The sequence below is a fragment of the Neisseria sp. HMSC068C12 genome, assembly GCF_001814095.1.
In the GTDB taxonomy this organism is placed as follows: domain Bacteria; phylum Pseudomonadota; class Gammaproteobacteria; order Burkholderiales; family Neisseriaceae; genus Neisseria; species Neisseria perflava.
In genome coordinates, this window is sequence record NZ_KV814829.1 from 176,751 (window position 1) to 198,372 (window position 21,622).

Genomic DNA, 21,622 nt, shown 5'->3' on the forward strand with positions numbered 1-21,622 from the left:
TCTGAGTTGAAATATTAATAATTCTTATATCGGGTAAAAAATTACAAAGTAATTTAGCTTTGTGATTATATTTGATAAGATTCCTACTTTCCACAAAAACAAATAAGAACTGTTTGTAAATACAAAAATACAACAGTTTGAAAAACTATTTTCATAGTGATCATAATTTAATAAATTTGCCGTCCTTTTCAGACGGCCTTTACGACCCTTTTAGAGAATACACCCATGCAAAAATGGCAAACCGAGCTTTATTCCTCACCGTCTTGGTTGGTGCAGACCTTGTTGATGGTCGCCGCAGCTTCGGCGGTGATTCTGTTTTTTGCACGCAACACACGCTTCGGGCGCGAGTTTAGCTATATCCTGCGCCTTTGCCTGACGCCGAAAAGTGCAGTTAAAGTATTGCTGCTGATTACGGCGATGATTACGTTGCTGTTAACCGAAGTGCGGCTGAATGTGTTGAGTACATTTATGTCCAAAGGGCTTTACGACTCGATGCAGGATTTGAACGCCTCCGCGTTTTGGATGTTTGCAGCGATGAATGCGGGCGTGGTGCTGATACGGGCGTTTAACAACGTCGTCAACGACTTTCTCGATCAAGGCTTGGCGATTAAATGGTCGGAGCGGCTCAATGAAGTTTTGACTTCGCGCTGGCTTGCCGACAAAAACTACTACCGCCTGCAAATGCGCCGCCATGCGCCGGACAATATCGACCAGCGTATCCAACAGGACGCGCAGGAATTCATCGCTTCGACCATCGAATTTGTGCGCGGCATGGTCAATTCGGTCGTTACCTCGCTGGAATTTGCCGTTGTTTTGTGGGGTTTGGCGGGCATCCTGACCGTGTTCGGCTTCGATATTCCGCACGGCATCGTTTGGTTTGTCTATATGTTTGTAATTTTGGCGACCTTTATCGCCATGTGGATAGGCAACCCTTTGATTCGTTTTAATTATGAAAACGAAAAACTCAACGGCGACTACCGTTATTCCCTTGTCCGCGTGCGCGACCATGCCGAAAGCGTCGCGTTTTACAACGGCGAAAAACACGAACACGACCAGCTTGCCGACCGCTTCAAAGCCATCATCCGCAACCGTTGGCGCATCGCGCGGCAAAGCGTCTGCTTAAGCGGCTTTAACGATATGTTCACCAACGGTATCAAGCTCTTCCCCATTATTTTGCAAGCCCCGCGCCTGTTTGCCGGACAAATCAAAATCGGCGACATCCAGCAAACCGTCCAAGCCTTCGCACGACTGCAAAACGCGCTGTCTTTCTTCCGGATGTTCTACAACAAATTCACCGCCTACCGCGCCCGATTGGAACGTCTATACGGCTTTTTGCTGAGCACGGAAGAACAACACACTGCACAACAACCCGAGCTTACTGAAGTTTCAGATGGCCTGATCTTGGAAAACGTCGCCCTATACCGCCACAACGGCGAAGTTTTATTAGACGGCATCAACATCAACCTCAAAAGCGGCAATTCCCTGTTGATACGCGGCCCGAGCGGTTGCGGTAAAACTTCATTGCTGCGCGCGCTGGCTGGGCTTTGGCCTTTCGGCAGCAGTGGTAAAGTCAGCCATCCACCGCATCAAGACATCCTCTTCCTGCCGCAACGCCCGTACACGGCGCAAGGCAGCCTGCGCGACGCGATTTGTTACCCCGACATCGACAAACAGCATCCTGAGTTAGCCGAAGCCATGAATACCTGCCGCCTAGGTTATCTCATTGATAAATTGGACAAAACCGACGACTGGCAACACAAACTCTCCCCCGGCGAACTGCAACGCGTCGCCTTCGTCCGCGCCCTGCTCTCCAAGCCCAAAATCATCCTGCTCGACGAAGCCACCGCCGCTTTGGACGAACCGACCGAAGCCATGCTCTACCGTGCTTTAAAACAAAAACTGCCCGACAGCATCATCATCAGCATCGGACACCGCAGCACGCTCAACGAGTTCCATGATTTATGCCTCGATGTCAGTCATGTACAATGCTGAATTAATGGCATATAAAAGGCCGTCTGAAACAGTGAAAAACGAAATCAAACGATTTTGTCAGTGCCGTTTCAGACGGCCTTTTCAAACGCTATGGCATGTTTATTTGTTATACTCTGCATTGTGTTAACGTCGCCTAAAGAATATTGATGAAAACCCTGGCCCTCATTCCACATTACAACCACCCGACCACCATCAGCCACGTTGCCGAAACCATGCGCAGCTTCGGTTTAAACGTTTTAATTGTGGACGACGGTTCACGCGAAGAATGCAAACCTGTATTGCAGGCTTTGGTTTCAGACGGCATCGATGTCCTTTACCGCCCCATTAACGGCGGCAAAGGCGCAGCGGTCAAAACCGGTTTGGAATACGCCGAAGAGCATGGTTATACCCACGTCTTGCAGGTTGATGCAGACGGCCAACACTGCTTAAACGATACACCCAAACTCCTTGCTGCTGCGGAACAAAATCCCGAAGCCGTTGTCTGCGGTTGGCCGCAATACGGCGACGACGCGCCCAAAGCACGGCTTTACGGACGCAAAATTACCGACTTTTGGAATATGCTGCACACTTGGTCATGCGACATCAAAGACGGCATGTGCGGCTTCCGCCTCTATCCGCTTGCACCCGCGCTATCCGTCGTCCGCGAAGAAACCGTAGGCGACCGTATGGACTTCGACACGGAAATCCTTATCCGCCTGTACTGGCGCGACGTCAAACCGGTTTGGGTTAAAACACCCGTCCAATACGCCGCCGACGGCGTGTCCCACTTCGATGCCTTTGCCGACAATGTCCGCATCAGCAAAATGCACACACGGCTGTTTTTCGGTATGTTGAAACACCGATTGGGCAAAGTTTTTGGAAAGGCCGTCTGAAACCATGACCGACCATAAACAAACCCATTGGGCGGCCCAACCCGAACGCGGCAGCCGCCTGTTTCTCGCCCTGACTACATTGATGGTGCGCCATCTGCCGGCCTTTTTAATGAGGCCGTGCATTTGGTTTGTGGTGCTGTATTTTTATGCAACCGCGCCCAAACCGCGCCGTCATGTCTTACGCTATCAAACCCGTCTTCAGACGGCCTTTCCCCATACCGTCCTGCCGAAACACAGCGTATTCAAACAATTCGTTGCATTTGGCGAAGCAGTTTGCGACCGTTTTGCCGTGTGGCAACGCAAAATCCGTTATGAAGATTTGGTAATTGAAGATCCGGACGACATCTATTCGCAAGTCAAGCGCAACGAACGCGGCCAGATTTTTGCCTGCTCACACTTGGGCAATACCGAAGTTTGCCGTGCGCTGGTGTCGCACCATAAAAATTTCAGACTCAACGTATTGGTGCACAGCAAACACGCGCAGGCATTTAACGAGGCATTGCAAAAAGCCGGCGCAGATCATATCCGTCTGATTCAGGTGACAGATTTGGACACCACCCTGATGATGGAATTAAACCACCGTATCGAAAACGGCGAATGGATTGCCATCGCGGCCGATCGCGTGCCTGTACGCGGCGAGAAAACCGCCGACATTAATTTCTTAGGCCACACTGCCCCTATGCCGCAAGGCGCATGGCTGTTGGCTTCGCTTTTAAAAACGCAGGTAAACACGCTGTTTTGCGTCAAACAAAACGGCCGCTATCATTTGAAACTGCGCCGCTTTACCGATACTTCCAGCTGGAAACGCGGCAACCGCGAGGCTGCCGTCAAAGACGCGATGCAGGGTTTTGCCGACATTCTGGCGCAAGAATGTGCGCAAAATCCGCTACAATGGTTCAATTTTTATGATTTTTGGGGCGAAGACGCCGTCTGAAACCATCACACTTACTCTTTTAAACCATGAAAAAACACATCTACTGCCAACACAGCTTTAAAACCGAAGTTCCTTTTTTTGACGTAGATGCCATGCACATCGTGTGGCACGGCAACTATGTCAAATACCTTGAAACCGCACGTTGCGCTTTTTTGTCTTCCATCGGTTATGACTACAATGAAATGGGGCGACAGGGGTACAGCTGGCCGATTGTGCAGATGAACCTCAAATACATCCGTCCTGCCCGTTTCGGCCAAAAAATCCGCGTTGATATGGATATCGTTGAAATCGAAAGCTGCCTGCGTATCGATTACACCATTTACGATGCTGAAACCAACGAAAAACTGACCCGCGCTTCGACTACCCAAGCCGCAGTATCGCTTTCAGACGGCCTGATGCAGTTTCAAACGCCGGACAGCTGGTTGGAAGCAGTAAAAAGACATCCGACTTTTAAGGCCGTCTGAAAAATTTAGCGATTAAACAACATATTGCCTGCTTATCAACTTTACCCTTTATAATTTTACGTTTCTGTTTTCAGACGGCCTTTATCCTCAAATCGCACACATTATGCTACTGAACCTCAACCGCTTTGCCTTTCCTGTTTTCTTAAAAGAAACCCGCCTGCTTACTGCCCTCGCCCTGCCTATGCTGTTGGCGCAAGTGGCGCAAGTGGGTATTGGTTTTGTCGATACGGTAATGGCTGGTGGCGCAGGTAAGGAAGATTTGGCCGCGGTGGCTTTGGGCAGCAGCGCATTTTCCACGATTTACATTACCTTTATGGGCGTGATGGCGGCGTTGAACCCGATGATTGCCCAGTTGTACGGCGCAGGTAAAACCGAAGAAGTCGGCAAAACAGGAATGCAAGGCATTTGGTTTGGCTTGTGTTTGGGCGTATTCGGCATGTTGTTGATGTGGGCGATGATTACGCCTTTCCGTCATTGGCTGACATTGAACAATTATGTCGAAGACACGATGGCGCAATATATGTTCTTTACCAGCTTGGCTATGCCGGCCGCCATGATACACCGCGCTCTGCACGCCTATGCCTCAAGCTTGAACCGTCCGCGCGTAATTATGTTGGTCAGCTTCGCGGCATTTGCGTTGAATGTACCGCTGAACTATGTGTTCGTTTACGGCAAATTCGGTATGCCTGCTTTGGGCGGCGCAGGTTGCGGCGTGGCAACGGCAGCGGTATTTTGGTTCAGCGCATTGGCTTTGTGGCTTTATATCACCAAAGAAAAATTCTTCCGTCCGTTTGGCTTGACGGCAAAAATCGGCAAACCCGATTTGGCGGCCTTTAAACAGATTTGGAAAATCGGCGCACCCATCGGCTTGTCTTATTTTCTAGAAGCCAGCGCGTTTTCGTTTATCGTCTTTTTGGTGGCGCCATTCGGCGAAGATTATGTCGCCGCGCAACAAGTCGTCATCAGCCTGTCGGGTATTTTGTATATGGTTCCGCAAAGTGTCGGCTCGGCAAGCACGGTACGCGTTGGCTTTTCGCTCGGGCGGCGCGATTTTTTGCGGGCGCGTTATATTTCAGGCGTTTCGCTGGTGTTGGGCTGGCTACTTGCCACCTGCACCGCGCTGCTCTTGGTTGTCTTTCGCTTTCAGTTGGCAGGTATGTACACCAACGATGCGGCAGTATTAGGCATTGCCGCAACCGTTTTATTTTTCGCTTCCCTATTCCAACTGGCAGATGCCACCCAATGTATCGCTTCATATGCGCTGCGCGGCTATAAAGTGACCAAAATGCCGATGTTCATCCATGCCGTGGCTTTCTGGGGCTGCGGCCTGTTGCCCGGCTACCTGCTTGCCTATCATGCCGATATGGGCATTTACGGCTTCTGGACCGCGCTGACCGTTTCGCTGACGATTGCCGCCATTGCATTGGTATGGTGCTTGGAGCTTTGCAGTAAAGAGATGGTCAAATCACATAAGGCCGTCTGAAATTTCTTTCAGACGACCTCCATTGATATTTCATTTACGGCTTATTCACTCTTAAGGAAAAAAATGTTTTCAACTTCCATTATAGAAAAACTTGCTTACTATATTTATTGCTTGATTGACCCTAGAGATGGCAATATTTTCTATGTAGGTAAAGGCGTGGGCAATCGCGTTTTCCATCATGCCCTAGGTTCATTACAAGAAACAGAAACGCCAAGTGATAAAATTGCTTTGATTAGGGAAATACATAAAAGCGGAAACCAGCCCGTGTATTACATTCTGCGGCACAACATCCAAACAGACAAACAGGCTTTTGAATATGAAGCAATGGCAATAGACCTACTCTCCCTAGTCAAGCCGAGCCAGCAGCCGCTGACTAATATTCAAGGCGGCACGCATTCTTCTGAAGTAGGATTGATGAGCTTGTCCGAATTAAAACGAAAATATGATGCGCAAGAATTGAAAACTGATAAACCTATTGTTTTAATTACGATTAATAACGAATACGAGAAACTGAAAAAAGACATCAGATCAGGGAATATTCCTGAAGCCGATAGGCATAAGGAAATTTATGAGCGCACACGGAAATATTGGAAAATCGGAAGTAGGCGTGAAAAAGCAAAATATGCAGTTGCAGTCTATCGCGGCTGGACATTGGCAGTATATGAAATTGAAAGATGGATTTCTGCCGACGATATTATTCAAGGTCGTTGGATGTTTGAAGGCAAGCCGTTACCAAAAGAGTCCAATATTTATCAAGAAATCGTGGACAAGCTGACCTATTCTTCCCAAGAAAACTATAAAGCGCCCCAAAACCCCATTACCTATCGTAATTGTTAAATAGTAAGTTTTCAGACGACCTGAATCCACAAAATCACAAATCATCATGCAACCCATCCAATACCAAACCGACCTCACCCCCTACAACACTTTCGGCCTTCGCGCCCAAGCCCAAGCCTTTATCGCACTCAAACACGCCGACGAGTTGCGCGACATCGTCCGGCTGCCCGAGTTCAACCGAAATACTGTTTTATGGCTCGGCGGCGGCAGCAATATCCTTTTGATGGAGGACTATGCCGGTCTGGTTGTGCATATGGAAAACAAGGGAATACGCGAAATTGAGCGTTCAGACGGCCTGGTTTATATCGAGGCTCAGGCTGGGGAAATTTGGCATGATTTTGTTTTGCACACGGTTGGGCTGGGTTTAAGCGGGCTGGAAAACCTCAGTCTGATTCCGGGCACGGTCGGCGCGTCTCCGGTACAAAATATCGGTGCATATGGTGTTGAAGCGAAAGATGTTATCCATAGCGTACGCTGCTTTGATTTGGATACGGAAACCTTTGTCGAGCTTTCCAATGCCGACTGTGACTTTGCCTATCGTGAAAGCCTATTCAAACAGGAAGGCAAAGGCCGTTATGTGATTGTTTCGGTTGTATTCGCGTTAAAAGAGCATTTTGTGCCGAACTTGGGCTATGGCGATTTGGCGGCAGCGGTTGCCGAACTAAGCCAAGACCGCGAGGCAACGGCTAAAGATGTTTCCGATGCAGTGTGTGCAATCCGCAACAGTAAACTGCCTAATCCTAACGTGCTTGGTAATGTCGGAAGTTTCTTTAAAAACCCTGTTGTCAGCGCTGAAAAAGCTGCCGATTTGTTGCAACAATACCCCAATATGCCACGCTATCCGCAGCCTGACGGTTCGGTCAAACTCGCGGCCGGCTGGCTGATTGACCAATGCCGTCTGAAAGGCCATCAGATCGGCGGGGCGGCTGTGCATGACAGACAGGCTTTGGTTTTGGTGAATAAAAACAATGCGTCCGCTCAAGATGTCCACCAGCTGGCACAATATGTTTGTAATACAGTATTTACTCAATTTCAGGTAGAATTACACGCAGAACCCAACTGGCTGCCGACTTCATACAGCCTATAAAACAAAGGAGTGTATTCCATGCCGCGCATTGCTAAAGTCAACACTTACACACGAATCATCAATGCCAGCCTCGCCTTGTTCAACGAAGAAGGCGAGCGCAATATTAGCACCAACCATATTGCCGCCCACTTAGGCATCAGCCCGGGCAACCTCTACTACCATTTCCGCAACAAAGACGAAATTATTGTCCAATTGTTCAAGCGTTACAGCGAAGCCCTGCTTGTCTACCTTAACGAAGCCGTATTGCCGTCTAATGTGGAAGACTCCATCAACTACATGGCCGGTATTTATGATGTGATGTGGGAATACCGTTTCCTTTTCAGCGATGTGAATACCCTGCTTGCCCGCAGTGCCGAATTATTGGGCGAGCACAATACCTTTACCCAAGCCAAAGTGTCCCCGCTGTTGGTCAACCTGCTGACCCAGCTCAACGGTCTGAACATCATCAGCGCAGACCAAACCGCCATGAACGACCTTGCCGTCAATATGTGGATGGTGACGAAATACTGGTTCGACTTCGACAGCTCCCTGCGCGGTCGAGCCAAGTTGACCGAGGATTCCAAAGTACGGGGCATCAGCCGCACACTCAGCCTGTTACGCCCCTACCTCCTGCCGGAACACCGTGCCGAATTCGACCAAAAAATCGGCAGCAACCATTAATTTTTCCATACAAAGGCCGTCTGAAAACGTGGCTTTAACCAAGTTAAAGCTATTTTCAGACGGCCTGTTAATTTTCGGATGCTTTATTTATGCACCTTCCCGATATTTCCATTCTCGGCTTAGGCTATCTCGGCCTGCCGCTGGCACAAAAATTTTATGAGCAAGGCAGTCAGGTAGCCGCCGTCAAACGCAACCTGACCTCCGACGACATCAATCTGCCAATTGAACTCGACATTATCGATTTAAACCAAAACGATATTTTTCACAGTTCGACCTTATGGCAAAACCATATCAACAAGCCGACATGGTTTTGCCTGCTTCCGCCTTCATCATTAAACCATTACGCCGATACCTTAAAAAAATGGATTCAACTTGCCGAGCAATCTAAGGTACAACACATCATCTTTACCAGCAGCACCAGCGTGTATGGCGACCAAGCACGCATATGCGATGAAAGCACGCCGCCCGATCCGCAAACCGAATCTGCCCGTCAAATCCTCGTAGTCGAGCAAGCCCTGCTTGAAAGCGCCGTCCCCCATATCGATATACTGCGACTGGGCGGGCTTTACTCTGCCGACCGTCATCCCGTTACCAAGCTGGTTCAGAAAACACGCATTCAAGGCGGCAATCAACCCGTCAATATTCTTCATAAGGATCTTGCCGTCCAAGTCCTTTTTCAAACGGCCTGCCAAGCTGACGGCAAGCGTATCCGCAATATTGTCGAACCCCGCCACCCAAGCCGGGCCGAATTTTATACTGCCGAAGCGGCCAAACTCGGGCTACCGGCTCCTGATTTCATCGTTGATGACAAAAGCAACGGCAAAATTGTAAATACCGTTTGCGCAGACGGGCTAAGCCTGTAAAATTGCGACTCAACCCATTAATCCGTTTCAGACGGCATTTAGAGTAAACCATGTCCGCCCTATTTCCCCTTATCAACCACCTGATACAGCAAAATCCAGAGCAACAGCGCGAGCTGTCTGAATTTGCAGGCAGCATCATCTGCATCAGCCTGACCGGTTTCAGACTGACCGGACGCATCAGCGAACAAGGTTTTCTTGAAACCGCAAATGAAACCGCCGACACCAACATCACATTCCACAACAGCGCCATCCAAAAAATCCTCCAAGGCGGCCAGCCCGGCGTGGGCGACATCAGCCTCGAAGGCGACTTGGTCTTGGGCATGTCCGTCCTTCCTATTTTGGGTGGACTGCGCTATTATCCGAGCGAAGATTTGGCGCGTGTATTCGGTCATGTGGCCGCAGAAAGTATCAGCTCGCGCGCCGGCGACATCGGCCGCACCATGAAAAAAATCGGCAAAAGCATTGCCGAGCAAATCAGCGACTTTTCACGCGAACCCGAATCCCCTGTTATCGACCAAGCCACGCTTGCCGCATGGTTGGAAGAAGTGGACAAACTGCGTGACGACGTTGCCCGCCTAAACGAACGCCTCGATCGCCTCGAGCGCGATATCTGGATAGATTAGACACTTAATTTCAGACGGCCTACTATCATGAAAAGCCCATTTAAAAACATCGGTATCGTTACACGTCCCAATACGCCCGAAATTCAAGATACCGTCCACACATTGGTTTCTTTTCTGCGCGAAAACGGCTTCACCATCTATCTGGATGAATTGAGCGTAGAAGAACACTGCGTCTATATCCAAGATTCCGCCTACTGCGAAACCGTAAACAAAGCCCAACTGGGCAAATATTGCGACCTCGTCATTGTGCTCGGCGGCGACGGTACCTTCCTCTCCGCTGCCCGCGAAGTTGCTCCGCGCGCCGTTCCTATCATCGGCATCAATCAAGGCCACTTAGGCTTTCTCACCCAAATCTCACGCGACACCATGGTTGAGGGTATCCGCCCCGTACTGGAAGGCAAATATCTGCCCGAAGAGCGCATCCTCATTGAAGCCAGTATCATTCGTGACGGCGAAACCATCGAACGCGCCCTAGCCCTCAACGACACCGTACTGTCTCGTGGCGGTGCAGGCCAAATGATTGAATTTGAAGTATTTATCAATCAAGAATTTGTCTATACCCAACGTTCGGACGGCCTGATTATTTCCACGCCGACAGGTTCGACCGCTTATGCACTTGCCGCCGGCGGCCCCATCATGCAAGCCGGTCTGCACGCCTTCACGCTTGTGCCTATCTGTCCGCAATCCATGACCAACCGCCCGATTGCCATCTCCGACACCAGCGTAATCGAAATCCTCATTACCAAAAGCGGCGACGCACGCGCACATTTTGACGGACAATCCCATATCGACGTGCAAAACTTCGACCGCATCATCATTCGCCGCTATCACAATCCCTTGCGCGTCCTCCATCCCACCGATTACCAATACTTCAAAACCCTGCGCCAAAAGCTGCATTGGGGCGAACAATTGATTTAAACACCACTTCAATAAATAGGCTTACCATGAAAACCATTTCCCAAACCTTAATCATCGCGCTGTGCGCCCTTTCCTCCCTCTCCGTCTCCGCACACGGCATGCACAAAAGCAAACCCTTGTCCTTTGAAGAATTGCCGAAAATCTGCCAGCAATACTTTACCCGTGCGGATGCGTGTTACCAAAAAGCAGGCGATAAAGCATCGTTCCAACGTGACAACACAAAATACCTGCGCCAAATCCTGCCTGCTGCCGACGTAGGCCAACGTGAACGCATGTGCCAAATTGCCATGGATACATTCGCTGAAAAAACAAAAGGCTTAAATTGCGAATAAAGACCTTCCCCTTAGCTCTAGTAATTTTAATTTCATAAAAAGGCCGTCTGAAACATTAGATTGTTTCAGACGGCCTACTTACAAAAACCCTTTACTTTTTAAGAAGAGACCACAAAATCTACCGTATGCGCTTCACTGTAATCAGGGATTTCCAGCTTTTCTATCATGCGGTGCAACACATCATTCGGAACAGAATGTTCGCGGTTACGGTTTTGCGATAGTAATTGCGTGTAAGGCACTTCCAAATAAATGAGATGCACACGTGCGCCGTAATCGGCAAACATCGGCAGCCATTTACTGCGCAAGTCGCGGTTGAGATTGGTCGCATTGAAGACAAATGACGTACGGGCTCGCAGGTATTCTTTTGCCTGCTCTTTACCCAAACGCACTGCTTCGGCGGTATGTTTGGAATCTGCGGGATTGAGTTTACGCTCACGGCGAATCTCATCGAGCGACAGCATAGGTAAATGGGCAAGATGTTGCCTGATGTAGCTGTCTTTGCCGCTACCTGCTATGGCGCACATGGCGTACACCTCAAAGGTCTGATCATCAAATGGCTGATAATCCGGCATTTCGCTACGGCCGTTAAGATAGAGATAGCGTCCGTAATCGCTGGCGAACGTACGTGCCTTACCCCAACAAGCATTTTCTTCACAGAGTTCACGAAACAAATCAACGCGCAGCAAAATATCCTGTTGGTCGCAACATATACGACCCAGGACATCGGCTTTAGCCAGCATGGCAAGATGTGCAGTGTTAACCTGCAAACTGGCCGCTATGACAGCTCGATCAGGATTAGGCTTGTTAATTGCCCATAAAGGCAATCCGTGCAAGCGCACAAGTTTGGCGATTGCTTCTCTTACGGCAAATGGAGCGGCAAATTCGGTATACAGTAAAGTACGGGCAGTATGCTCGCCTTTTTTTGCGTGATGCGGCGAAACGATACGCTCTTTACCGTTTTCTATTTCACGCTTGGTCGTACTGCGTTTTTCCACATCATGCAGTATGGCGGCAGCAAACAGAATATGTTGCTCCTGTTCATCAAGCGCTTGAAACTCGGGCAGTTGTAAAAGGGCTTCGCACACCATTTTGGTATGCGTAAATACATCGCCTTCAGCATGCCACTCAGGGTCTTGCAGAACATCCTTCATATCGGCAAACCAGCTGAAACGACGTTCTAAGGCTTGCCAATCAGGAAGTTGACCGGGTATGTAATCTGGGAATGTCCACATAATTGTCTTTCTTATTATTGGATAATTGGACTTCAGGCCGTCTGAAACTGCCAGCTTTGCCAATGGTATTTGTCGTAATCGATAAGACGGGCAGGCTTCCAAGTTTTCGTCCAATGAACGTCGGTTTTAACGTGTTTGGCTCGCACCAATTTGAAAAGATTATCAAATTCATTGAATTGAACAGGCAGGTTGCCGTTGTTGGTGGCAAAATCAGCGGCGTTCCGGATAACGAAACCTTCACTGCATGCCGCTCCTGTTTTCGGATCGTAGCCGCCAAGCTTACCGGCAGTTTGTACGCTGTCTGTCCACGGCTCTCCCAAATTAGCGGCAAGCCATTGCGCTAAAGCAATATCTTCATTGGCGTATTTTTGAGTGGAATCTGCAAGCGGCTGGACAATTGGGATTTCTGGCACAGTCGGAAAATCAAACAGCTGCGCATAAAATTTAACCTCTTCCCATGAAAGCCAATGTCCGCCACGGCGGACGGCGAATAGATAAAAATAGCTTTCCAGTTGAGAATAGGCAATCGAATGAATGCCGTACATATTCTCGCCAAAAAGTTCGAGATCGCCCAAATCATCTTTGATTTGCTGCCATCGTTGCAGCAAAGGTTTATCCCACGGATGCTGGGTAGGTGCAGCATGACTACGGGCATAGAGGCCGTGCGCGGCAAAGCAGTTGTTTTGCCCATCTAATTTTTCGGTTAAAACCAATTTCGGCAGCGAGGCAAAATATGAAAGAAAGCCGCGCGGCATAAAGCGGTCGTCTGAAGTCGTGCCGAGGCTGATGGGCGCGTGCAGGCTGCGGGCGTATTTTTGAGGTTCAGTTGTCGTCATAATATTTTTTCCTTTTTATTCATTTTTTAATTTTCTTTTCAAGTGTTCCCAGCAACCCGTTACATTTTTCCCACCATATTTCCTTGTTTGGAAACCAAAAGCTGGTCGATTTTCAAATTTTCAGTATCGATAATTTCAAACTTATAACCGGCATAAACCAGAAAATCTGTACGTTTCGGGATTTTGCGCAGGGAATACATCATAAAGCCGGCGATGGTTTCGTAGTTTTCCGAATCGGGAAACTCTTCGATATCCAACGCACGCATGACATCGGCGAGCGGGGTCGCGCCGTCCACCAACCATGTGTCTTCGGTACGGCGGATGATTTGCGGCTCTTCTTCGGTATTGACCAGCTCGCCCATCACAATGCTCATCACATCTTTCAGCGTTACCACGCCAACCACCAGCGCGTATTCGTTCACTACGACGGCAAAGTCTTCGCCAGAAGTCTTGAAGGTTTCCAAGACATCGTAAAGCGACAGCGTATCGGGGATAAACAAGGCTTTACGCAACACGCGCTTGTCGGTCAGCCGGACATCTTTTTCTCTTAAAAATAAGGTCAGCAACGTATGCGATTCGATATAGCCGATAACGCGTTCCAAATCGCCGTCGCACACAAGGAATTTGTTGTGCGGTTTGTCCGACATCATTTCCAACACGGTATCGCTGTTGTCGTTTTTATCAAAATAGACAATGTATTCGCGCGTGCTCATGGTGGAAGTTACCTTGCGCTCTTGCATATCGAAAATGTTTTCAATCAGATAGTGTTCTTGTTCTTTCAACACACCAGCCTGCGCACCGGCATCGACGACGGCGTAAATGTCTTCCGAAGTCAGTTGTTCCTGACGGACGGTGGAAATTTTGAAGAGCTTGAATATTGCGTTTGCCAATCCGTCAAAAATCAAAATAAACGGCTTTAAGATAAAAATCAAAAACATCATCGGACGCACAATGCGTACCGCCACCGCTTCGGGATGGGTCATTGCCATACGCTTGGGCATCAGGTCGGCAATTAAAATAAAGCTGCCTGTAACCAGCGAGAATGTCAGCAAAGAGGCAACTGTGCTGCCCCAACTACCTGCGTTCTCCAATAGTTTGCCAAAATACGGACGTATTGCTGCCTCGCCGACAATACCGGCAAGAATGGCGACGGCGTTCAAACCGATTTGGACAACGGTAATAAAACTGCCCGGCTGCTGCTGCATATTGATTACGTCAAGCGCACGCGTATCGCCGCCGTCTTTCGCCATGACCTGCAATTTGATTTTGCGTGCCGAAGCCAGCGCAAGTTCGGAACAGGATACAAACGCGCTAATGACAATCAGCAGGCACAATAATAGTAAGGCTTCAAAAATATTCATGAAAAAGTGTGTGTGTATGGTATAGGTTAAAAATATTCAAACAGCAAAGGCCGTCTGAAAAATTCAATTTGATCTTAGATTTGTATTATGTACATTTATTGTTTTAATCATCCAGTGCATCTTCATCCAAGGATTTCAACCATTTCAGCTTTTCGCCAATTTTGATTTCCAATCCACGAGGGACAGGTTGATAGAAATCGGGTTCATCCAAGCCGTCGGGCATATAGCTTTCGCCAGCGGCGTAGGCATTAGGTTCGTCATGGGCATAGCGGTATTCGCGTCCATAACCCAATTCTTTCATCAGTTTGGTCGGCGCATTGCGCAGATGGACAGGCACTTCGTCGCTGGCATTTTCTTTGACGAAACGGCGCATTTGGTTGTATGCCTTGTAGCCCGCGTTGGATTTCGCGGCGGCGGCGAGATACAACACGGCTTGCGCCAGTGCGAGCTCCCCTTCGGGCGAGCCTAAGCGCTCATAAGTAGCGGCGGCATCATTGGCAATCGTTAAGGCACGCGGATCGGCCAAGCCGATGTCTTCCCATGCCATGCGGACAATGCGGCGGGCAAGATAGCGCGGGTCGGTACCGCCGTCGAGCATACGGCAGAACCAATACAAGGCCGCGTTAGGATGCGAACCGCGCACGGATTTGTGCAGCGCGGAAATCTGATTGTAGAAACTATCGCCACCCTTATCAAAACGACGGATTTGCGCACCCAAACTGTCGGCAAGAAATTCGGCGGTCAGGGTTTTCAGACGACGTGTATTAGCAGCGCGTAAAAGCTGCTCGATCAAGTTCAACAATCTGCGCGCATCGCCATCGGCGGTATTCACAAGCAATTCTTGCGCATCTGCTTCAATCGTGAAATCTTGGTATTCAGGCAAAGCCAATACTTTGGTAATCAGCTTCTTCAGGTCGTCTGAAGACAAGGATTGCAAGACATACACCTGCGCCCTGCTAAGTAAAGCCGGATTGACTTCAAATGACGGATTTTCCGTGGTGGCGCCGATAAAGGTTAATAAGCCGCTTTCGACATAAGGCAAAAATGCGTCCTGCTGCGCTTTGTTGAAGCGGTGTACCTCGTCAACAAACAAAATTGTCGCGCGCCCTTGCTGCAAGGCAATTTCAGCTTTCTCGATTGCCTCGCGTATGTCTTTCACGCCGGAAAATACGGCGGAAACCGGCAGAAACTGGGCATTGAAACTCTGCGCCAAAATCCGTGCCAGCGTGGTTTTGCCTACACCCGGCGGCCCCCATAGCAACATAGAATGCGGCTTCCCGCCTTCCACCGCCACGCGCAAAGGTTTACCTTCGCCGATTAAGTGCTGCTGCCCGATGACATCATCTAAAGAATGCGGGCGCAAGCGTTCGGCTAAAGGGGCTTCGGGTTGGCGGGCGAAAAGGTCGGACATAGCGGCTTTCGTGCTGATTGATTAAAAAGAAAACTCGCTAGCATTATACGGCAGTTTCGCAAACTCACATATCGGGCCGCATTACGGTATAATACATGCTATTTTGAGAACTCTTCGGGCGTTTCAGACGGCCTTGCTAACAGGAAACATCATGACTTCAAAAACTCTTTTGGCAGCTGTTACATCAGCTTTCTTATTGGGTGCATGCGCTACCGGCGGCGAATCTTTCGGCGGCTTGGGCAGCGGTACAGGTATCGGCAGCAGCGTAGTGAAAATGGCGGTAGACAGCCAATGCCGTACCGAATTGAACAAACGTAACGAATGGCGTGTCATTGCTTTGGCCATGAGTGCGGAAAAACAAGCCGAATGGGAAAATAAAATCTGCAGCTGCGCCAGCGAAGAAGCACCAAACCAATTGACTGCAACCGAAATGATGCAAGTCTTGAGCCCGGCAACCCGCGATCAGGCCATTGCGTCCGTTACTGCGAAAACGGTTACCGCCTGCTTCAAACGACTCTACAAATAATCGTTCAGACGGCCTTTTTTAATATCGAGGCCGTCTGAATTCGTTTTGACTTTCTATTTGAATTTTAAATACATAGAGAAGAAACCATGAAATACATCAGCACCCGCGGTGCGACCGCACGCAAGCAATTCAGCGAAGTTTTATTGATGGGTTTGGCTCCTGACGGCGGTTTGATGCTGCCTGAGCAATACCCTCAAATCGACCGTGCTACTTTAGACCAATGGCGCACACTCAGCTATCCTGAGCTGGCGTTTGAAGTTATGAGCCTGTTTGCTACCGACATCCCTGCTGATGATTTACGCGACATCATCAACCGTACCTACACCGAAGAAGTATTCGGTACCAAAGCCATCACTCCGGTGCGCACACTTTCAGACGGCATCAAAATCCAAGCCCTCTCCAACGGCCCGACTTTGGCATTCAAAGACATGGCCATGCAATTCTTGGGCAATGCGTTTGAATATGTATTGAACAAAGAAGGCAAAGAACTCAATATCTTAGGCGCCACCAGTGGCGACACCGGCTCTGCCGCCGAATATGCCCTGCGCGGTAAAAAAGGCATCAATGTCTTCATGCTGTCTCCGGAAGGCAAAATGAGCGCATTCCAACGCGCGCAAATGTTCAGCTTGCAAGATGCCAACATCCACAATATCGCCGTTGAAGGTATGTTTGACGACTGCCAAGACATCGTCAAAGCCGTACAAAACGATGCCGAATTCAAAGCCAAATACCACATCGGCACAGTCAACTCCATCAACTGGGGCCGCATTGTCGCCCAAGTCGTGTACTACTTTGCCGGTTATTTCAACGCCACTTCGAGCAATGACGAAAAAGTCAGCTTCTGCGTACCAAGCGGCAACTTCGGTAATGTCTGCGCCGGTCATATCGCCCGTCAAATGGGCCTACCCATCCACCGCTTGATTGTCGCCACTAACGAAAACGACGTATTGGACGAATTTTTCAAAACCGGTGCATACCGCCCGCGCAACAGCGAACACACCCACGTTACTTCCAGCCCGTCTATGGATATTTCCAAAGCCTCCAACTTCGAGCGTTTTGTGTTTGACCTGATGGACCGCGATGCAGACGAAATCAAAACCTTATGGGCGGAAGTAGGTTCCGGCAAAGGTTTCAATTTGGAATTTGTCTTAAACAAAGTACATCAACAATATGGCTTTGTTTCCGGCAAATCGACCCATGCCAACCGCCTTGCCACCATCAAACAGGTTTACGAGCAAGACCGTGAATTGATTGATCCGCATACAGCTGATGGTGTCAAAGTAGCGCGTGAAGTCCGCGAAGCCGGCGAAACCATCGTCTGCCTCGAAACCGCACTGGCCGCCAAATTTGAAGCCACCATCCATGAGGCTGTCGGCGAAGTTTCCATCCCTCGTCCGGCCGCATTGGAAGGCTTGGAAAACCTGCCGCAACGTGTCCGTGTTGTCCCTAATAATGCAACAGCAGTGAAAGACATCATTAAGGAAGCCCTGGCTTAACCGGCCGTCCTTGACGACTGCACAGGCCGTCTGAAAAAGTTTCAGACGGCCGCAACCGATATTTGAGAAGTGGGTAACATTATTGCCAAACCCACCACGCCGCAGTCGTTCCTAATATAAAATCAAGGTGTTAAAACAATACCAACTCCTTTTGACTTTCAATTGCAAACATTGTAATGACAGATATTTTCGTTTAGAATTGCATGTTTGCTCTAAATTTGGATTGATATGCAGACAACACAAGCCACATCCAACTGGGAGCTATACAAGCGCTTGCTTGGATATTTGAAAAGCTATTGGAAGATGTTTATCGTCTCCGTAGTGGCCATGCTGATTGTCGCCGGTACGATGCCGGCTTTCGGTTACTTGCTCAAACCTTTGATCAATGAAGGTTTTGTCGATAAAAACATGAAAAGCATGTCATGGTTGCCGCTGGCAATTGTGGCGCTGTTTTTCGTTCGCGGCCTGTTTAACTTCATCAACGAATATTGCACGACGTATCTGTCCAGCCACTTGGTGCAGCGCTTGCGCGGTGAAATGTTCAACAAAATGATGCACCTGCCGACTTCGTATTTCAGCAGCAATACCGGCGGCCGTTTGATGTCTCGTATCTTGAACGACGTCAATCAAATTACCGATGCAGGGTTTAACGTCATTACCGTGATTGCTAAAGACGGCGTGAGCGTAGTCGGCCTATTGGGCTTGCTGACTTATCTGAACTGGCGTTTGACCCTGATTACTTTTATCATCTTGCCGGTTGTTGCTGTATGTATCCAAACAGTCAGCAAACGCCTGCGCAAACTGTCTGCCAACAACCAAATTTATCTTGGCCAGCTGATGCAGGTCTTGGGCGAAAGCATTAATGGTGAACGCGTTGTAAAAATCTACGGCGGTCAAGATTATGAAAACCGCCGCTTCGACCGTATTGCCAATGATGTTCGCCGCAACCTGCTCAAACAGGTTTCCGCCAGCTCTGCCGGTACCGGCATTACGCAATTAATGGCCTCGGTTGCTCTGGCTGCGATTATTTACGCAGCCGCACGCCAAGCAGGGCTTTCCGGCTTCAGCGCAGGCGATTTTATGTCGTTTTTGTCCAGTATGATCATGATGTTTGATCCCATCAAACGCATGACCGGCGTGATGCAATCCCTTCAACGCGGTTTGGCGGCGGCTGAAAGTGTCTTCACCTTTTTGGATCAACCCGAAGAGAGCAACGAAGGCAAACAAATCCTCAGCCCAAACCCTGGCGATATCGAATTTTGCGACGTTGTACACCGCTATCCTGAAGCCGAACGCAACAGCTTGAACCACATCAACCTGCTTGTACCGCAAGGCAAAGTGACCGCATTGGTCGGCGCATCAGGCTGCGGCAAAACCACCTTGGCCAATATGTTGCCGCGCTTCCTTAATCCGGATGAAGGTAAGGTTTTGATTAGCGGCATCAACATCAATGAATATACACTCGAAAGCCTACGCAGCCGCATGGCTTTCGTCGGCCAGAACGTTGTCCTGTTTAATGGTACGATTGCTGAAAACATTGCCTATGCTCAAGCCGGTAACTTCAGCGAAGAAGAAATTATCAATGCTGCAAAAGCCGCCAATGCTTGGGAATTTATCCAAAAAATGCCGCAAAGCCTGCACACTGAAGTTGGCGAAAACGGTTTAAAACTGTCTGGCGGCCAACGTCAACGCCTCGCCATTGCGCGTGCGCTTTTGAAAAATGCACCGATTTTGATTTTGGACGAAGCCACCAGTGCATTGGATAATGAATCCGAACGTTTGGTACAAACCGCATTGGAAAACCTGATGCAAAACCGTACCACATTAGTGATTGCCCACCGACTTTCGACCATCGAAAAAGCCGACAACATCGTTGTGATGCATGAAGGCAATGTAGTCGAACAAGGCACTCATCATGAATTGATCAACGCAGGCGGACGCTATTCCGACCTGCACAGCCTCAGCGAAAAATCAGCCAAACCGGCAAGTAAGTAGCTGAACAGCATATTCCATTCTTTTTATTAACCTTGGCCGCCCCGACCTATCCTTTTCAGACGGCCTTATCCGACAGGAAATATCAATGGCAGCATTCAACACCCAGAAAGTCTTGTCCGTACACCACTGGACCGACGCTTACTTCACTTTCACCTGCACCCGTGACGAATCTTTGCGCTTTGAAAACGGCCAGTTCGTCATGGTCGGCCTGATGGTTGACGGCAAACCGCTGATGCGCGCATACAGCGTGGCTTCTGCCAACTGGGAAGAGCATCTGGAATTTTTCAGCATTAAAGTACAAGACGGCCCATTGACCAGCCGCCTGCAACACCTTAAAGTCGGTGATGATGTCCTCATCAGTAAAAAACCGACCGGTACATTGGTTGCCGGCGACCTGAATCCGGGCAAACACCTCTACCTCTTGAGCACCGGTACCGGCATCGCACCTTTCTTGAGCATTACCAAAGACCCTGAAATTTACGAGCAATTCGAAAAAATCATCTTGGTTCACGGCGTACGCTACAAAAAAGACTTGGCATACTACGACCGCTTTACCAAAGAATTACCCGAACACGAATACCTGGGCGACTTGGTTAAAGAAAAATTGATTTACTATCCGATTGTTTCACGCGAAGACTATGTACACCATGGCCGTCTGACCGATTTAATGCGCAGCGGCAAACTCTTCGAAGACATCGGCCTGCCTAAAATCAATCCGCAAGACGACCGCGCCATGTTGTGCGGCAGCCCTGCTATGTTGAAAGACACCTGCAACGTCTTGGACGAATTCGGCCTGACCGTTTCTCCGAAAACCGGTGTCCGCGGCGACTACCTGATTGAGCGCGCATTCGTCGATCAATAACGTATCCCCGGCAGCAGGCCGTCTGAAACCCTTCTTTCAGACGGCCTAAACCTTAATAATTTATCCCACATTATGCCTACTCTACTCATCATCCGTCCGTCCAACCGTCCACAGCAAGATATCCAAACCTGCCATGCAGCTGGTTGGCAGGCTCAAGTATTGAGTCCGATCGAAATAGAGGCAGACCGTTCGGCACTAAACAAACTTCCCGAACAATTTAAGCAAGCCGATGTCGTGTTTTGGGTCAGCCCCACCGCTATTGAAACCGCAGCGCCGCATCTGAACTTTTCAGACGGCCCTAAAGCACACATTACCGTCGGCCAAACCAGCCAACATACTTTGGCGCAATTCTCCCCCTATCCCGTATTCTCTCCCGAAGACGGCAACGACAGCGAAGCCGTCTTGAGAATGCCTATTTGGAAAAACCTGCCACCCAACGCCCGAGTTCTAATCATTCGAGGCCATGGAGGCCGTGATTTTTTAGCAGATAAACTGACCGAACTGGGTTTCCAAATCGACATCGCCGAAATCTATTTCAGACGGCCACACGCCATCGATTGGCAGAACTTTAAAACCGAAGACATCGCCGCCGCCTACGTCACATCCGGCGAGCTCGCGCGCGAATTTTTCCATCAGATTCCGCCGCAATTTTCCCGATTCTTCGAATCCTTGCTATACTTCACCCACCATCCGCGTATTGCCGATGCGCTTCGCATCGTCGGCGCCAAACATGTAGAAACCGTCACTTCTTTATCCGCTGCACTTTTATCCATGCCACAAAGGAGCCAAGCAGTGAACCCAGTCGAAGACAATAAAGATACCCAACAAGTTGCCAATA

The 21,622-nt window shown here is 49.2% G+C and carries 20 protein-coding genes and 1 pseudogene; 17 read left to right on the forward strand and 4 right to left on the reverse strand.

The window, feature by feature from the left end; all coding sequences use genetic code 11:
- The first annotated feature begins 225 nt into the window (after positions 1 to 225).
- The 12 genes from HMPREF2952_RS10455 (at position 226) to HMPREF2952_RS10510 (ending at position 11,065) form a co-directional block, all read left to right on the forward strand.
- Positions 226 to 1,992 (forward strand): ABC transporter ATP-binding protein/permease, encoded by a 1,767-nt coding sequence (locus tag HMPREF2952_RS10455; RefSeq protein ID WP_070695659.1) that lies wholly within the window; start codon positions 226 to 228, stop codon positions 1,990 to 1,992.
- Positions 1,993 to 2,138: 146 nt separating this feature from the next.
- On the forward strand, positions 2,139 to 2,864 hold the full coding sequence (locus HMPREF2952_RS10460) for a glycosyltransferase family 2 protein (RefSeq protein ID WP_049322164.1): 726 nt from the start codon (positions 2,139 to 2,141) through the stop codon (positions 2,862 to 2,864).
- Positions 2,865 to 2,868: 4 nt separating this feature from the next.
- On the forward strand, positions 2,869 to 3,798 hold the full coding sequence (locus tag HMPREF2952_RS10465; protein ID WP_070695660.1) for an LpxL/LpxP family acyltransferase: 930 nt from the start codon (positions 2,869 to 2,871) through the stop codon (positions 3,796 to 3,798).
- Between the two features lie 26 nt (positions 3,799 to 3,824).
- A complete protein-coding gene (locus HMPREF2952_RS10470; protein ID WP_070625666.1) occupies positions 3,825 to 4,262 on the forward strand; it encodes an acyl-CoA thioesterase in 438 nt (145 codons plus the stop codon).
- Between the two features lie 103 nt (positions 4,263 to 4,365).
- Positions 4,366 to 5,745 carry an MATE family efflux transporter gene (locus HMPREF2952_RS10475; RefSeq protein ID WP_049336801.1) on the forward strand — a complete coding sequence of 460 codons (1,380 nt, stop codon included), beginning with the start codon at positions 4,366 to 4,368 and terminating at the stop codon, positions 5,743 to 5,745.
- A 63-nt stretch (positions 5,746 to 5,808) separates the two neighbouring features.
- On the forward strand, positions 5,809 to 6,582 hold the full coding sequence (locus HMPREF2952_RS10480) for an LEM-3-like GIY-YIG domain-containing protein (RefSeq protein WP_004519963.1): 774 nt from the start codon (positions 5,809 to 5,811) through the stop codon (positions 6,580 to 6,582).
- Positions 6,583 to 6,628: 46 nt separating this feature from the next.
- Entirely contained in the window at positions 6,629 to 7,669 is a 1,041-nt protein-coding gene (gene murB, locus HMPREF2952_RS10485) for a UDP-N-acetylmuramate dehydrogenase (protein ID WP_004519964.1), read from the forward strand.
- An 18-nt stretch (positions 7,670 to 7,687) separates the two neighbouring features.
- Positions 7,688 to 8,329 carry a TetR/AcrR family transcriptional regulator gene (locus HMPREF2952_RS10490; RefSeq protein ID WP_004519965.1) on the forward strand — a complete coding sequence of 214 codons (642 nt, stop codon included), beginning with the start codon at positions 7,688 to 7,690 and terminating at the stop codon, positions 8,327 to 8,329.
- An 89-nt stretch (positions 8,330 to 8,418) separates the two neighbouring features.
- Positions 8,419 to 9,192, forward strand: coding sequence for a Rossmann-fold NAD(P)-binding domain-containing protein (locus tag HMPREF2952_RS10495; protein ID WP_004519966.1), 774 nt, complete (start codon positions 8,419 to 8,421; stop codon positions 9,190 to 9,192).
- Between the two features lie 50 nt (positions 9,193 to 9,242).
- Positions 9,243 to 9,815 carry a ubiquinone biosynthesis accessory factor UbiJ gene (locus HMPREF2952_RS10500; protein ID WP_004519967.1) on the forward strand — a complete coding sequence of 191 codons (573 nt, stop codon included), beginning with the start codon at positions 9,243 to 9,245 and terminating at the stop codon, positions 9,813 to 9,815.
- A gap of 27 nt (positions 9,816 to 9,842) precedes the next feature.
- On the forward strand, positions 9,843 to 10,733 hold the full coding sequence (locus tag HMPREF2952_RS10505) for an NAD(+) kinase (RefSeq protein WP_036491160.1): 891 nt from the start codon (positions 9,843 to 9,845) through the stop codon (positions 10,731 to 10,733).
- Between the two features lie 26 nt (positions 10,734 to 10,759).
- Complete coding sequence (locus HMPREF2952_RS10510; protein WP_003746349.1) at positions 10,760 to 11,065, forward strand: hypothetical protein; 306 nt, start codon at positions 10,760 to 10,762, stop codon at positions 11,063 to 11,065.
- A 98-nt stretch (positions 11,066 to 11,163) separates the two neighbouring features.
- Here HMPREF2952_RS10510 and HMPREF2952_RS10515 read toward each other — a convergent pair whose 3' ends face one another.
- The 4 genes from HMPREF2952_RS10515 to HMPREF2952_RS10530 all read right to left on the reverse strand — a co-directional run bounded on the left by HMPREF2952_RS10515 (position 11,164) and on the right by HMPREF2952_RS10530 (position 15,905).
- Positions 11,164 to 12,297, reverse strand: a complete 1,134-nt coding sequence (locus HMPREF2952_RS10515; RefSeq protein WP_004519969.1) for an AAA family ATPase — start codon at positions 12,295 to 12,297, stop codon at positions 11,164 to 11,166.
- A gap of 32 nt (positions 12,298 to 12,329) precedes the next feature.
- Positions 12,330 to 13,133, reverse strand: a complete 804-nt coding sequence (locus HMPREF2952_RS10520) for an RNA ligase family protein (RefSeq protein WP_004519970.1) — start codon at positions 13,131 to 13,133, stop codon at positions 12,330 to 12,332.
- 59 nt (positions 13,134 to 13,192) lie between these two features.
- Positions 13,193 to 14,494, reverse strand: coding sequence for a polyamine export protein PaeA (locus tag HMPREF2952_RS10525; RefSeq protein WP_049336803.1), 1,302 nt, complete (start codon positions 14,492 to 14,494; stop codon positions 13,193 to 13,195).
- Positions 14,495 to 14,597: 103 nt separating this feature from the next.
- Entirely contained in the window at positions 14,598 to 15,905 is a 1,308-nt protein-coding gene (locus tag HMPREF2952_RS10530) for a replication-associated recombination protein A (RefSeq protein WP_070695661.1), read from the reverse strand.
- Positions 15,906 to 16,056: 151 nt separating this feature from the next.
- On the opposite strand from HMPREF2952_RS10530, the gene HMPREF2952_RS10535 reads away from it, so the two are divergent.
- From HMPREF2952_RS10535 to HMPREF2952_RS11580, 5 genes and pseudogenes are all read left to right on the forward strand, one after another.
- Complete coding sequence (locus tag HMPREF2952_RS10535) at positions 16,057 to 16,431, forward strand: hypothetical protein (protein ID WP_070695662.1); 375 nt, start codon at positions 16,057 to 16,059, stop codon at positions 16,429 to 16,431.
- 86 nt (positions 16,432 to 16,517) lie between these two features.
- The gene (thrC, locus tag HMPREF2952_RS10540) at positions 16,518 to 17,927 is read left to right on the forward strand and encodes a threonine synthase (protein ID WP_004519976.1); all 1,410 of its coding nucleotides are present in this window, start codon (positions 16,518 to 16,520) and stop codon (positions 17,925 to 17,927) included.
- Between the two features lie 228 nt (positions 17,928 to 18,155).
- Positions 18,156 to 19,922 (forward strand): lipid A export permease/ATP-binding protein MsbA, encoded by a 1,767-nt coding sequence (msbA, locus tag HMPREF2952_RS10545; protein ID WP_004519977.1) that lies wholly within the window; start codon positions 18,156 to 18,158, stop codon positions 19,920 to 19,922.
- Positions 19,923 to 20,007: 85 nt separating this feature from the next.
- On the forward strand, positions 20,008 to 20,784 hold the full coding sequence (locus tag HMPREF2952_RS10550) for a ferredoxin--NADP reductase (protein ID WP_003746329.1): 777 nt from the start codon (positions 20,008 to 20,010) through the stop codon (positions 20,782 to 20,784).
- A 72-nt stretch (positions 20,785 to 20,856) separates the two neighbouring features.
- A pseudogene (locus tag HMPREF2952_RS11580) lies at positions 20,857 to 21,549 on the forward strand (uroporphyrinogen-III synthase); the annotation flags it as partial.
- Between the last annotated feature and the right edge of the window lie 73 nt (positions 21,550 to 21,622).

Bases quoted from the DNA above. Each gene is read 5' to 3' on its own strand.
- HMPREF2952_RS10490 (WP_004519965.1), top strand. From the start codon at position 7,688: ATGCCGCGCATTGCTAAAGTCAACACTTACACACGAATCATCAATGCC.
- HMPREF2952_RS10510 (WP_003746349.1), top strand. From the start codon at position 10,760: ATGAAAACCATTTCCCAAACCTTAATCATCGCGCTGTGCGCCCTTTCC.
- HMPREF2952_RS10550 (WP_003746329.1), top strand. From the start codon at position 20,008: ATGGCAGCATTCAACACCCAGAAAGTCTTGTCCGTACACCACTGGACC.
- HMPREF2952_RS10525 (WP_049336803.1), bottom strand. From the start codon at position 14,494: ATGAATATTTTTGAAGCCTTACTATTATTGTGCCTGCTGATTGTCATT.
- murB (WP_004519964.1), top strand. From the start codon at position 6,629: ATGCAACCCATCCAATACCAAACCGACCTCACCCCCTACAACACTTTC.
- HMPREF2952_RS10530 (WP_070695661.1), bottom strand. From the start codon at position 15,905: ATGTCCGACCTTTTCGCCCGCCAACCCGAAGCCCCTTTAGCCGAACGC.
- HMPREF2952_RS10470 (WP_070625666.1), top strand. From the start codon at position 3,825: ATGAAAAAACACATCTACTGCCAACACAGCTTTAAAACCGAAGTTCCT.
- HMPREF2952_RS10475 (WP_049336801.1), top strand. From the start codon at position 4,366: ATGCTACTGAACCTCAACCGCTTTGCCTTTCCTGTTTTCTTAAAAGAA.
- HMPREF2952_RS10515 (WP_004519969.1), bottom strand. From the start codon at position 12,297: ATGTGGACATTCCCAGATTACATACCCGGTCAACTTCCTGATTGGCAA.
- HMPREF2952_RS10535 (WP_070695662.1), top strand. From the start codon at position 16,057: ATGACTTCAAAAACTCTTTTGGCAGCTGTTACATCAGCTTTCTTATTG.
- thrC (WP_004519976.1), top strand. From the start codon at position 16,518: ATGAAATACATCAGCACCCGCGGTGCGACCGCACGCAAGCAATTCAGC.
- HMPREF2952_RS10455 (WP_070695659.1), top strand. From the start codon at position 226: ATGCAAAAATGGCAAACCGAGCTTTATTCCTCACCGTCTTGGTTGGTG.
- HMPREF2952_RS10480 (WP_004519963.1), top strand. From the start codon at position 5,809: ATGTTTTCAACTTCCATTATAGAAAAACTTGCTTACTATATTTATTGC.
- HMPREF2952_RS10520 (WP_004519970.1), bottom strand. From the start codon at position 13,133: ATGACGACAACTGAACCTCAAAAATACGCCCGCAGCCTGCACGCGCCC.
- msbA (WP_004519977.1), top strand. From the start codon at position 18,156: ATGCAGACAACACAAGCCACATCCAACTGGGAGCTATACAAGCGCTTG.
- HMPREF2952_RS10465 (WP_070695660.1), top strand. From the start codon at position 2,869: ATGACCGACCATAAACAAACCCATTGGGCGGCCCAACCCGAACGCGGC.
- HMPREF2952_RS10460 (WP_049322164.1), top strand. From the start codon at position 2,139: ATGAAAACCCTGGCCCTCATTCCACATTACAACCACCCGACCACCATC.
- HMPREF2952_RS10500 (WP_004519967.1), top strand. From the start codon at position 9,243: ATGTCCGCCCTATTTCCCCTTATCAACCACCTGATACAGCAAAATCCA.
- HMPREF2952_RS10495 (WP_004519966.1), top strand. From the start codon at position 8,419: ATGCACCTTCCCGATATTTCCATTCTCGGCTTAGGCTATCTCGGCCTG.
- HMPREF2952_RS10505 (WP_036491160.1), top strand. From the start codon at position 9,843: ATGAAAAGCCCATTTAAAAACATCGGTATCGTTACACGTCCCAATACG.